The organism is Roseomonas sp. TAS13, assembly GCF_001950415.1.
Classification (GTDB): Bacteria; Pseudomonadota; Alphaproteobacteria; order Acetobacterales; family Acetobacteraceae; genus Roseomonas; species Roseomonas mucosa.
Genome location: NZ_BDLP01000172.1, coordinates 1 through 9,178 on the forward strand (window position 1 = coordinate 1; position 9,178 = coordinate 9,178).

Sequence of the window (9,178 nt, forward strand, 5' to 3'; positions counted from 1 at the left end):
CTCATGCGCGGCCGAGCACCGCCATCAGCTCCCGCCATTCGCGCTTGCTGAGACCGGCCGCCTCGGCCGTGGGCTCCTGCCCGTCCAGCATGGCGCGCACCACCTCCAGCATCCGCGACGACAGCGTCACCGCGCCCAGGCGGTAGTCGCGGAAGGCCTCGGCGCAGAGCGGCACCCAGGCCTCCACCGCGCGCAGGATGGCCTCGGCATAGACGCGGATCTCGTACTGCGCATGGGCATCGGCGCGCAGCGAGAGGAAGTGGAACAGGTTGTGGAGATCCGCCTTCCAGTACCACTGCGTGTAGGCGTTCAGCGTCAGGTTCATCCGCGCCAGCTCGCGCGTCAGCCCCTGGCGGGCGGGATCGAGCACCTGCCCGCCCTCGCTCTCGTTCAGCATCTCGATGTAGTGGTCGTAGTTCCGCCCGGCATCCTCGCGCAGCAGGGCGAGGACGCGCTCCGCCTCCTCCCCGCCCAGGATGTCTCCCCTGCCCTGGCGGTTGCTGGCGGACTGGGCGGCCAGGGCGCCGCGCTCGGGGATGTAGAACTCCCGGTCCAGCACCGAGTAGCGGGCGGAATACTCGTTCACATTGGCCATGCGGTGCCGGATCCACTGCCGGGCGACGAAGATCGGCAGCTTCACATGCAGCTTGATCTCGCACATTTCGAAGGGCGTGGAGTGCCGGTGTCGCATCAGGTAGCGGATCAGCCCCCGGTCCTCGTTCGCCGCGCGCGTGCCGCGGCCATAGGAGACGCGGGCGGCCTGCACCACCGCCGCGTCGTCGCCCATGTAGTCCACCACCCGGACGAAGCCGTGGTCCAGCACCGGCAGCGCCTCGAAGAGCATCGCCTCCAGCGCCGGGACGGTGGGGCGGCGCGTCTCGTGCCGCTGGGCCCGCGCTTCCGCCAGTTCCGCCTGCTGCCGCTCCGTCAGCGCCATGCCCTGTCCCCCATCAACGCGCGGACATGCCGCAGTTCCGGGCCGTTCTAGAATGGCCGAAGCCGCGGCGCCATAACGCTGCCGAATGGCAGACCGGCCGCCAGGATCACCCGGCGCGGGCGGCCGGATGCGCCTTCAGGAAGGCCTCCAGCGCGGCGATGAATTCCGGCCGACCTGGCGCGGTGCCATGGCTGGCGCCGGGGATGGTCACCAGTTCCAGCTGCGGCATCACGGCCTTCAGCCGCTCGAAATCCTTGAGGTACGGGTCGTTCGTCCCGACGATCCCCAGCACCGGCACGGTGACGGCGCGCATCTGCGCCTCGGTCACCACCTGGTCGGGGTTGGAACGCCGCACCGCCGCCAGGGCCTTCGGGTCCTTGCCCGCCAGGGCCTGGGCCGAACGCTCCCGCAGTTGCGCCTCGGTCGGCGGCGGCTGGTCCCGGGGCCAGAGGCGCAGGATCTGCGACGTCAGGAGTCCCTCGTCCATCTCGGCGGATTCGGTATCGACGCGCTTCTGGTCCTCCTCGCTCCAGTTCCGCCGGCCCGAGGCGCCGCCCAGGGTCGCAGTGACGAAGCGCTCCGGCCGCGTGGTCAGGAGCTGCGCCACCACATGCGCGCCCATGGAGTAGCCGACGATATGGGCCTTGGTGATCGACAGGTGGTCCATCAGCCGCGTGATGTCGTAGCCCATCTCCGGCCCGTAGGCGGAACGGTCATGCGGCTTGCCGGACAGCCCGTGGCCGCGCGCGTCGAGGGCGATGGTGCGGTAGCCCCGCGCCAGGGCCGGGAAGATGCCGGTCCGCACCCATTGCCCCTGGATGTCGTCCGTGTAGCCGTGCAACAGGATGACCGGATCGCCCTGCCCCGCCTCGATGTAGCGAATCTTCACCCCTGCGGAATCGAAGGAGCGGTTCTCCTCTGCCGCCCGGGCGCCGCCGGGCCAGCCCATGGCACTCCATGCGGCACCCATGGCGGAAGCCGCCAGCAACCGGCGCCGGCTCGTGATCCCTCGCATGTTCGTCCTCCCTCGTTCGCGGGCGCTCTGTGGCGCCGGCGGAGAGGATGGAACCCTGGGAAAGGACGCGGCAAGTCGTGGTGGGCAGCCCCTCGATTTCCGTCACGGGATCGCCTATATGGGTGTTGCTCACCTTCGGGTGGCTATGGCGATAAACGGCAGGTGGAATAAGTGTTGCGGACCCGGGGGCAGTGCCCGGCGCCTCCACCATTCGATCCCCCGAGGTCGTTCGGGGCAGGATGGGGGCGAAACAGGTTCGACGCGCATGGTAAAGCCCTGTCTTTTGCCCGGCATTGTACCGCCGTTATCGGGCTAATTCATAAGTGCCAACGATAACAGCCGCGAGGCTGTGGCGCTCGCTGCCTAAATAGGTAAGCGCCGTCCGGGGGGAACGGGGCAACAGAATCCCCCCACTTATCTTCTTTTTGGCCTTCCCCGATGCGTTCTCCGCTTCCGTGGGCCTTGCCAATCCTGCCCACTGGCGCCATCCCGCCATCGTTCCTAAAATCCGGGGCAACAGGATTGACCGTGACATGAGTGACCAGCCCCCCCTGGCCGAGAGTCTGCTGCCCTATGACCGCTGGACCGAGGACGCCATGCGCGAGGTCGCGCTGCGCGCCCTCGAACACGCGGCGGAACACGGGCTGCCCGGGGAGCATCACTTCTACCTCAGCTTCCGGACCGACGCTCCCGGCACGGTCGTGCCGGGCCATCTGCGGGCGAAGTATCCGCAGGAGATGACGGTGGTGCTGCAGCACCAGTTCTGGGACCTGAAGGTGGACCGCGAGGCCCGGCAGGTCTCCGTCGGCCTCAGCTTCGGCGGCACGCCCTCCACGCTGGTCATCCCCTTCGATGCCCTGATCGGCTTCCTGGACCCGCATGTGCGGGTCGGGCTGCGCTTCAACCCGCCGGAAGGCGTCGGGGAAATGCCCGAGGAGCCGAGCCTGCTGCCCCCCGCCGAGGCACGTCCTGCCGAGCCCGAGGCCCCGCCGCCGCCTTCCGGCCCGGCCGAGGTGGTCAGCCTGGATGCCTTCCGCCGGCGCCCCAGCGGCCGGGATTAGCCCCCGGGGCTGAGCCGGGCGGGCACCCCCGCCTTTCCGCCCCATCCCCGGCGAGAGCCTGGCCGCGCCCTGCCGCATGACTGCCATCGCAAGGGCACCATTTCTCCGGGCACAGGGTCCGGATGCCCCGCCGCCGCCCGCGGCCAGGGAAATGCGCTTGCCCGCGACGGTAGCGTGCCCGGGATGGGTGGAGTAGAGCGTGGAAAAACGCGTTCTTCTCCCTTCTGCCCGGAGAGCAAAAAGTGACCGACGTTCTGACCACCCCCTCGCCCGACGCCTCCTCCGGCGCCGAGGCCGATGCCGGCATGCCGGTGTCGCAGCGGAGCAAGGATTTCCGCTACAGCCCGCTCCTGCCACTCGGCGAGGACAGGACCCGCTACCGCCGCCTGCCCATCGAGGGCGTGAAGACCATCGAGGCGAACGGCAAGCGCATCCTCTCCATCCCGGAGAAGGTGCTGGAGGACCTGGCCTTCGCCGCCTGCCACGATGTCTCGCACCTGCTGCGGCCGGCGCATCTGGCGCAGCTCCGCAGGATCCTCGACGATCCCGAGGCCAGCCCGAACGACCGCTTCGTGGCGCTGGACCTGCTGAAGAACGCCAACATCGCCGCTGGCGGCATCCTGCCCATGTGCCAGGACACCGGCACCGCCATCGTCTTCGGCAAGAAGGGCCAGCGCGTCTGGGTCGAGGGTGACGAGGAGGAGGCGCTCTCCTATGGTGTGTTCCGCACCTATACCGAGACCAGCCTGCGCTATTCGCAGATGGCGCCCCTCTCGATGTTCGAGGAGGTGAACACCGGCAACAACCTCCCCGTCCAGTTCGACATCTACGCCAGCCCCGGCGAGCACCATGCGGACGAGTTCCACCTGATGTTCGTGCTGAAGGGCGGCGGATCGGCCAACAAGACCTTCCTCTACCAGCAGACGCGCGCGGTGCTGAACAAGCCCAAGCTGCTCGCCTTCCTGGAAGAGAAGATCAGGACGCTCGGCACCTCCGCCTGCCCGCCCTACCACCTCTCCATCGTGATCGGCGGCACCTCGGCCGAGGCCAACCTCAAGACGGTGAAGCTCGGCTCCACCAAGTACCTGGACGAGTTGCCGGAGAAGGGCGACCGCACGGGCCACGGCTTCCGCGACCGGGAGCTGGAGGCCGAGATCCACAAGCTGACGCAGAACATCGGCATTGGCGCCCAGTTCGGCGGCAAGTATTTCTGTCACGACGTGCGCGTCATCCGCCTGCCGCGCCATGGTGCCTCGCTGCCCATCGGCATCGGCGTCTCCTGCTCCGCCGACCGCCAGATCAAGGCGAAGATCACCGCCGAGGGCGTGTTCCTGGAGGAGCTGGAGCACGATCCGGCGAAGTACCTGCCGGAGCACACGGACGAGGCCCTGGGCGGCGAGGTGGTGAAGATCGACCTCGGCCGTCCGATGGACGAGATCCGCGCCGAGCTGAGCCGCCACCCGGTGAAGACCCGCGTCTCGCTGACCGGCACCATCGTGGTGGCGCGCGACATCGCCCATGCCAAGCTGCAGGAGCGGCTGGACCGGGGCGAGGGCCTACCGCAGTACATCAAGGACCACCCCGTCTATTACGCCGGCCCTGCCAAGACGCCCGAGGGCATGCCCACCGGTTCCTTCGGCCCCACCACCGCCGGGCGCATGGACAGCTATGTGGCGAATTTCCAGGCCGCGGGCGGGTCGCTGGTGATGCTGGCCAAGGGCAACCGCTCCAAGGCCGTCACCAATGCCTGCAAGCAGTATGGCGGCTTCTATCTCGGCTCGGTCGGCGGCCCCGCCGCCCGGCTGGCGCAGGACTGCATCAGGAAGGTCGAGGTGCTGGAATATCCGGAGCTCGGCATGGAGGCGGTCTGGAAGGTCGAGGTGGTGGACTTCCCGGCCTTCATCGTCGTGGACGACAAGGGCAACGACTTCTACGAGGGGCTGGAGTAAGGCCCCTCCCCTCCCGGAAGGCAGGCTCCGAAAAGGGCGCGGCGGCGGAAACGCCGTCGCGCCCTTTTCCGTTCCGGAGCCGGGCGCGGCACTTCTCCACCGGGGAACGGTGCCACGCCATCCTGGCAGGAGGCTGTGCTGTGGAAGTCCGTTACCTGGAGAGCGTGGCAGGCGAGCATGTGTCGCGGGCGGTCCGTTTCAACGGCCCCGGCTGGTACGTGCTGGATGACCAGGGCGACCTGGTTTCCGGCCCCTATCCGAGCCGCGAGAAGGCCCAGAAGGTGGTGGCGGAGCAGTTCACCGTGCCGAGGCCCTGAAGCGCTACGCAGCCGGCCCCGGAGGCTGGGCACGGCCGTCCCCCCCGCTGGACGCCCCGCCGTCCTGGCGCCAACATCGGCGCAAAGGAAACGGAGACCCGCCATGCGCGCCCTGGTTCTGGAAAGGCAGCACGAGCTGCGCCTGCGTGACATCGACCTGCCCGACAGGCTGGGCGAGGAGGATGTACGGATCGCCGTGAAATGCGTCGGCATCTGCGGCAGCGACCTGCACTACTACCTGCACGGCGCCATCGGCCAGTTCGTGGTGCGAGAGCCGATGGTGCTCGGCCACGAGGCCAGCGGCGTGGTGACGGAGGTCGGCGCCAGGGTCACGAACCTGAAGCCCGGCGACCGCGTCTGCATGGAGCCCGGCATCCCGGACTGGACCTCGCGCGCCGCGCGCCAGGGCCTCTACAACCTTGACCCCGCCGTGCGCTTCTGGGCGACGCCGCCGGTCCATGGCTGCCTGGCGCCGGAGGTGGTGCATCCCGCCAACCTGACCTTCCGGTTGCCGGACAATGTCAGCTTCGCCGAGGGTGCCTTTGTCGAGCCTCTGGCCGTCGGCATTCAGGCGGCGGTGAAGGCGCGCATCGCCCCCGGGCAGGTGGCGGTGGTGCTGGGCGCCGGGACGATCGGCATGATGACCGCCCTCGCCGCCCTGGCTGCCGGCTGCGCCTCGGTGGTGGTGACGGACGTGCAGGCGGAGAAGCTGGAGATCGCCGGCCGCTATGCCGGCATCCACCCGGTGAACGTCGCGCGGGAGGATGCGGCGGAGAAGGTCCGCGCCCTCACCGATGGCTGGGGCGCCGACGTGGTCTTCGAGGCCAGCGGCAGCCCGCGCGCCTTCGCCGGGATGATGGACCTCGCCTGCCCCGGCGGCGCGTTGGTGCTGGTCGGCATCCCGCCGGGTCCCGTCCCCTTCGACGTCAGCGCGGCGCAGGTGAAGGAGCTGCGGATCGAGAACGTCTTCCGCTACGCCCATGTCTTCCCGCGCGCGGTGGCGCTGCTGGCTTCCGGCAAGATCGACGTGAAGCCGCTGATCTCCCGCACCTTCCCCTTCGAGCAGTCGGTGGAGGCCTTCGAATTCGCGGCGGAAGGGCGGCCCGAGGTCATCAAGACGCAGATCGCCTTCGATTGATCGCCTCGCCATGCCCGCCGGCCCGGCCGGCGGGTGTTCCGTCGCGCGATGCCGGATTATCGTCGCCCCTCCTTCATCGGGCGGGCGGGTATCGCAGGCCGGATCGACGGCCCCATCTGTTGTTCGAGGAACTCTGACCCATGCGCTTCGCCGTGGACCGGCTCGACCACCTCGTCATCACCTGCCGCGACCTGGAGACCAGCGCCTCCTGGTACCAGCGCGTGCTGGGCATGGAGCGGGAAGCCTTCGGCCCGAAGAACCGGACCGCGCTGCGCTTCGGCGGCCAGAAGATCAACCTGCGCCCCGTGGATGCCTCGGCGGAGGACTGGGAGACGGGGCACAACCCGACCCCGGGCGTGCAGGACCTCTGCTTCGTTGTCGCCGTCTCGGGCGAGGACATCGCGGCGCATCTGCGCGAATGCGGTGTGACCGTGCTGGACGGGCCGGCGCCGAAATACGGCGCGCTGGGGCCCATCACCTCGGTCTATTGCCGGGACCCGGATGGCAACCTGATCGAGATCTCGACCTACTCCAACCAGTCCTGAGCCATCTCCACCAGCGCCGCTCCCATGGGGGAGGCTCACGGTGTTTTGCCCGCCCCGAGGTGCCCCGCGAGCCATGGATCACCCCCAAGATGAGACAGCGAGGCACCGGAGGGGCGGGATGCGAGGACAGGTTCGGACGGTGAACCCGGTGGGCCGGGCGATACCCCCAGGAATGGCCGGCGCCCTGCTGGCCGCCGCCGTCCTGCTGAACCTTCCCCTGGCGACACAGGCCGCAGGGTCGGCGGAACCCTCCGGCCCGGCCGCCCGCTGCGCCCGGATCGGCGACGACGATACGGTCCGGGGCTATGATCCTTCCCTGCGCGACGGCTTCCTGCGTGCCTGGCGCAAGAGCTTCCCCGGCGGCACGACGAAGCCGGACGAGGCTCTGTTGCAGGCCCAGTCGCACTATCGCTGCATGGACGGGCATCTCTATGCCTGTTTCACCGGCGCCAACCTGCCCTGCGACAAGCTGGACCAGCGGCGCGAGAATGCCGGGGCGGAGGCGTTCTGCCGGGAGAACCCCGCTTCCGACTCGATCCCCATGGTCGCGACCGGCCACGACACGCCCTATGAATGGCGCTGCCGCAACGGCCGCGCCGAAGTGGTGGGCACGGTGCAGGACTTGGATGCTCGCGGCTTCGGCAAGGCGCTCTGGACCCGCATGAATTGAGTTCGATGCTCCCTGCCGATGAAGCTGGCTTTGGCCAGCGGGTGCGGCCGGGGGACATGATCCATGCCGGCTCCGGCCTTTCCGGCGCCAGGGGCTGATCCCACATCCCGACGGACATTCCGAAACGAGGCCGATGCGGCATCTGTTGAAACGTTCCTTCAGCCTGGCGGGGCATCGCACCTCCGTCGCGCTGGAGCCCGATTTCTGGACAGCGCTGGAGGGCATGGCCCACCGGCGCAGCCTGCCCCTTGCCCGCCTGGTGGCCGAGGTCGATGCGGCGCGCACGGAGACCGGCATGCCGCTGGCCTCCTCGCTGCGCCTCCTCGCCCTGGCGGATGCCCGCAAGGCGGCACGGGGCGGGGAACCGGCATGATCGACACCGCGCATCCGGATTTCTTCGCGTGCTTCCCCATGCGGCCCGTCACCCATGACAGGCTGGATGCCGTGCTGGCCGAGGAGGTGCCGCAGCACCTGGCGCTGCTTTTCCTCTGGGGCCGCGACTGCCCCAACTGCGACATCGCCAAGGCGGCCATGCTGACACGGCCCGAACGCTTCCAGTGGCCGGAACTGCGCTGGCTGCACGACAACGTCTATGACGATCCGGAGATGGCCACCCGCTTCGGCCTGCACGGCATCCCGGTCTTCTTCCTGTTCCAGGGGCGGCGCGTGGTGGGCCGCATCACCGGCTGGCCCGGGGCCGCCGCCTTCACCGGCGCCATCGCGCAGCAGCTCGCCGCCCTGCCCTCCCAGCCCCGCTGACGTCGCCCTTTCCGAACGTGTGCCTTCGGCTCTCGCGGCCGATGCCGGGGCCGCTCCGACCGGGCACCGCCGCCCACCACGGCCAAACCGGGCTGATCCGGACGGATCAGGCGCCGGACCTGCCCGCCGCCAGGATCGTCGCCAGGTTCACTGGCCGGAAATCCCAGGCATCCACGCCGACATCGGTCTGGCGCGGCAGCGGCTTCAGCCGGCCATGGCTGTGCCCGTGCAGGTTGCGCCAGCCCTTGTGCATGTTCCGCCAGGTCCGGAAGGCATAGTGGCAGAGCACCAGCGGCACATCCTCCACCACGATCTCCGCATAGGGCCCCATGCTGGCCCAGCCCGGCTGCTCCGTGACGGCGGGCCCGTCATTGTTGCCGGTGACGAGATGCTTCCTGCCATGCAGCCCATCCAGCAGGGCCGCCACTTCCGCCACGGACCGGTTCAGCGCGAAATCGCCGAGATGCCAGACCTCGTCCTCCATCCCGACCACCTCGTTCCAGCGCGCGGCCAGGGCCGCATCCATCGCGGCGACCGAGGGGAAGGGGCGCCGGTAGAGACCCAACGCCCCGCCATGGCCGAAATGCGTGTCGGCGGTGAAGAAGACCGTCAGCGGTGCCGCACCGAAGCAGTGATCAGGCGGCATCCTCGCGCCGGTCCCGCGCCTTCACGTAGGCGATCGAGGCGTGTTCGGCGCAATAGGGGCGGCCCGACACGGCCTCGGCCGTGCAGAAGCGGAATTCCGGCGTGCCTGGCTCGCCGATCGGCCAGCAGCAGGTGCGCGCGC

Annotated in this window: 12 protein-coding genes and 1 other RNA gene; 9 read left to right on the forward strand and 4 right to left on the reverse strand. The window is 69.3% G+C overall.

Annotated elements, in window-relative coordinates; translation table 11 throughout:
• Nucleotide 1 precedes the first annotated feature (1 nt).
• A complete protein-coding gene (gene thyX, locus ROTAS13_RS13900) occupies nt 2–937 on the reverse strand; it encodes an FAD-dependent thymidylate synthase (protein ID WP_075822636.1) in 936 nt (311 codons plus the stop codon).
• Between the two features lie 106 nt (nt 938–1,043).
• A complete protein-coding gene (locus ROTAS13_RS13905; protein WP_226946044.1) occupies nt 1,044–1,952 on the reverse strand; it encodes an alpha/beta fold hydrolase in 909 nt (302 codons plus the stop codon).
• 88 nt (nt 1,953–2,040) lie between these two features.
• Between ROTAS13_RS13905 and ssrA the strand changes: the two genes are divergently transcribed.
• From ssrA to ROTAS13_RS13945, 9 genes are all read left to right on the forward strand, one after another.
• Nucleotides 2,041–2,367: a transfer-messenger RNA gene (gene ssrA / locus ROTAS13_RS13910) on the forward strand.
• 118 nt (nt 2,368–2,485) lie between these two features.
• Nucleotides 2,486–3,013, forward strand: a complete 528-nt coding sequence (locus ROTAS13_RS13915; RefSeq protein WP_075822638.1) for an SspB family protein — start codon at nt 2,486–2,488, stop codon at nt 3,011–3,013.
• A gap of 305 nt (nt 3,014–3,318) precedes the next feature.
• Complete coding sequence (locus tag ROTAS13_RS13920) at nt 3,319–4,962, forward strand: fumarate hydratase (RefSeq protein ID WP_075822640.1); 1,644 nt, start codon at nt 3,319–3,321, stop codon at nt 4,960–4,962.
• 140 nt (nt 4,963–5,102) lie between these two features.
• On the forward strand, nt 5,103–5,279 hold the full coding sequence (locus ROTAS13_RS27195) for a hypothetical protein (protein ID WP_019459322.1): 177 nt from the start codon (nt 5,103–5,105) through the stop codon (nt 5,277–5,279).
• 103 nt (nt 5,280–5,382) lie between these two features.
• A complete protein-coding gene (locus tag ROTAS13_RS13925; protein WP_019459323.1) occupies nt 5,383–6,417 on the forward strand; it encodes an NAD(P)-dependent alcohol dehydrogenase in 1,035 nt (344 codons plus the stop codon).
• Between the two features lie 140 nt (nt 6,418–6,557).
• Entirely contained in the window at nt 6,558–6,962 is a 405-nt protein-coding gene (locus ROTAS13_RS13930) for a VOC family protein (RefSeq protein ID WP_019459324.1), read from the forward strand.
• A gap of 118 nt (nt 6,963–7,080) precedes the next feature.
• Entirely contained in the window at nt 7,081–7,632 is a 552-nt protein-coding gene (locus ROTAS13_RS13935; protein WP_126281951.1) for a hypothetical protein, read from the forward strand.
• Nucleotides 7,633–7,765: 133 nt separating this feature from the next.
• Nucleotides 7,766–8,005, forward strand: coding sequence for a ribbon-helix-helix domain-containing protein (locus ROTAS13_RS13940; RefSeq protein WP_019459326.1), 240 nt, complete (start codon nt 7,766–7,768; stop codon nt 8,003–8,005).
• On the forward strand, nt 8,002–8,391 hold the full coding sequence (locus tag ROTAS13_RS13945; protein WP_075822639.1) for a thioredoxin family protein: 390 nt from the start codon (nt 8,002–8,004) through the stop codon (nt 8,389–8,391). The genes ROTAS13_RS13940 and ROTAS13_RS13945 overlap by 4 nt, the downstream gene beginning before the upstream one ends.
• 106 nt (nt 8,392–8,497) lie before the next feature.
• Here ROTAS13_RS13945 and ROTAS13_RS13950 read toward each other — a convergent pair whose 3' ends face one another.
• Both ROTAS13_RS13950 and ROTAS13_RS13955 read right to left on the reverse strand, forming a co-directional pair.
• Entirely contained in the window at nt 8,498–9,037 is a 540-nt protein-coding gene (locus tag ROTAS13_RS13950) for a metallophosphoesterase family protein (RefSeq protein ID WP_216348651.1), read from the reverse strand.
• The coding region (locus tag ROTAS13_RS13955) for a GcrA family cell cycle regulator (RefSeq protein ID WP_216348652.1) at nt 9,027–9,178 on the reverse strand (152 nt) is incomplete at its 5' end. The genes ROTAS13_RS13955 and ROTAS13_RS13950, both read right to left, overlap by 11 nt.

Excerpts from the sequence above, each read along its gene's own strand:
- thyX (WP_075822636.1), bottom strand. The coding sequence starts at position 937 with ATGGCGCTGACGGAGCGGCAGCAGGCGGAACTGGCGGAAGCGCGGGCC.
- ROTAS13_RS13905 (WP_226946044.1), bottom strand. The coding sequence starts at position 1,952 with ATGCGAGGGATCACGAGCCGGCGCCGGTTGCTGGCGGCTTCCGCCATG.
- ROTAS13_RS13915 (WP_075822638.1), top strand. The coding sequence starts at position 2,486 with ATGAGTGACCAGCCCCCCCTGGCCGAGAGTCTGCTGCCCTATGACCGC.
- ROTAS13_RS13920 (WP_075822640.1), top strand. The coding sequence starts at position 3,319 with ATGCCGGTGTCGCAGCGGAGCAAGGATTTCCGCTACAGCCCGCTCCTG.
- ROTAS13_RS13925 (WP_019459323.1), top strand. The coding sequence starts at position 5,383 with ATGCGCGCCCTGGTTCTGGAAAGGCAGCACGAGCTGCGCCTGCGTGAC.
- ROTAS13_RS13930 (WP_019459324.1), top strand. The coding sequence starts at position 6,558 with ATGCGCTTCGCCGTGGACCGGCTCGACCACCTCGTCATCACCTGCCGC.
- ROTAS13_RS13935 (WP_126281951.1), top strand. The coding sequence starts at position 7,081 with ATGCGAGGACAGGTTCGGACGGTGAACCCGGTGGGCCGGGCGATACCC.
- ROTAS13_RS13940 (WP_019459326.1), top strand. The coding sequence starts at position 7,766 with ATGCGGCATCTGTTGAAACGTTCCTTCAGCCTGGCGGGGCATCGCACC.
- ROTAS13_RS13945 (WP_075822639.1), top strand. The coding sequence starts at position 8,002 with ATGATCGACACCGCGCATCCGGATTTCTTCGCGTGCTTCCCCATGCGG.
- ROTAS13_RS13950 (WP_216348651.1), bottom strand. The coding sequence starts at position 9,037 with ATGCCGCCTGATCACTGCTTCGGTGCGGCACCGCTGACGGTCTTCTTC.